This is a genomic window from Streptomyces sp. NPDC050610 (genome assembly GCF_040654875.1).
Lineage (GTDB): Bacteria > Actinomycetota > Actinomycetes > Streptomycetales > Streptomycetaceae > Streptomyces.
Genome location: NZ_JBFAIV010000094.1, coordinates 1 through 1457, shown reverse-complemented (window position 1 = coordinate 1457; position 1457 = coordinate 1). Strand labels below are relative to the sequence as shown.

General features: G+C 72.5%; 2 protein-coding genes and 1 pseudogene. All 3 read right to left on the bottom strand.

The annotated features are described in order from the left end of the window. Positions 1-263 (bottom strand): replication initiator (locus tag AB0I22_RS39715; protein ID WP_363135906.1); only part of this gene is annotated, 263 nt, incomplete at its 3' end. 106 nt (positions 264-369) lie between these two features. Next, positions 370-1197, bottom strand: a complete 828-nt coding sequence (locus AB0I22_RS39710; protein ID WP_363135905.1) for a DUF2637 domain-containing protein — start codon at positions 1195-1197, stop codon at positions 370-372. A 41-nt stretch (positions 1198-1238) separates the two neighbouring features. Beyond that, positions 1239-1457: pseudogene (locus AB0I22_RS39705) on the bottom strand (cell division protein FtsK); the annotation flags it as partial.

The window sequence follows — 1457 nt, the reverse complement described above, 5'->3', positions numbered from 1 at the left end:
GACGGGCAGCGGGAGGAGCGCCGGTTGCCGCAGGCGGTGAGCAGGCGGCCGGTCGGTTCGTCGGTGGTGCTGTAAGAGCGCAGGATCGTTCCTGCGGTGGCGTCGAGCGTGGCTGTGGTGCCGACGAGGTTCACGGGGCGGGTGCAGCCCCGGACTTGCCGGATCTGGTCCTGGACGCGTTCGAAGTCGGGCAGGTGGGCCAGTTCGATCAGGTCCCGCAGGGCCAGGCTCGCCACGTGGCGCAGGTTCAAGGGGTGTTCCATCGGGGCGTTCCTTCCTTCGGGCAGGGCCGCAGGGGGGCGGCCGAGGGCATGACGGGGCGAGCCCGGACGGGCAGGGGGAAGAGGGCGCCGGGGAGTCGGCGACGGCTCAGGTGGTGAGCTGAGCGTGTGCGGCAGTGGCCAGCGGCAGGGCGACGCCGAGCCGGGCCCGCAATTGCGCGGGGGTGATGGGCTGACCGTGTTCGGCCAGGTGCGCGGCGGCGATGGAGCGGGCCGCGTCCACCAGCGCGACGGGCAGCGCGTCAGTGGGAGCCGTCGGCCGCACGGCGGGAACGGTCGGGTTGTGGTGCCGGTGGGCAGGGGCGGCCGTTGGTGCCGGAGCGGCGAGGGAGGGAGCCTCCACCGGAGCCGGAGCCGGAGCCGGAGCCGGAGCCGGAGCCGGAGCCGTAGCCGGAGCCGTAGCCGGAGCCGGAGCCGGAGCCGGAGCCGGAGCCGGAGCGGGGGCGGGTGCGGGTGCGGGGGCAGCAGCCGGGGTTGAGTCGGCGTCGGCGGTTGCGATTGGCCGATCTTCCGCCTGCAACTCTTGGAAGTGACCGAGGAGTTGGGGGCCGACGGCTCCCCAGCCGAGGAGGAGCAGGGGGGCGACCGCGTCCACGGCGGCGCGTCCGTAGTGACCGGCGATCACGGGTTCGGCGATGTTGAGGGCGAGGGTCAGCAGGCCGGACAGATGCATGAGCCGGGTTGCGCCCTTGAGCTTGCTCGTAGCGACACCGCGCAGGGAGAGGTACCGCAGGGCCACCAGGAGGCCGACCACGGACAGGTCAACCATGGGGGCGATGAGCGGGGCGATGAAGTCGGGTACGCCCAGGCGCAGGGCGAGGGAGCGCACGTTGCCGAAGGAGAACACGAACGCCAGGGCAGCGATGACGACCATGACGGCGGTGATGGTGCGTTGGGTGAACCGGTCTTCGTTCACGGGGTTCACCTCCTTTCATGCGAGGGCCGGGCGGGGTGTGGTCAGGCCGCTTCCGTCGCGTCGGCCACGTCTTCCTTGGTGAGCAGAGCGGGCCGCCCAAGGTGCCGGCCGGAGGCTTCCTTCAGGAGGTCGGCAGGGTCCCGTGTCAGGTGTGCTGTGTCGGCGGCGATCCGGGCCGCGTCGTCGTCGGCGACGTAGGGCGTACGGACGCGGGTGAAGCCGGGACGGCCCTGATGGGCCATCGACGCCACGCCGACATA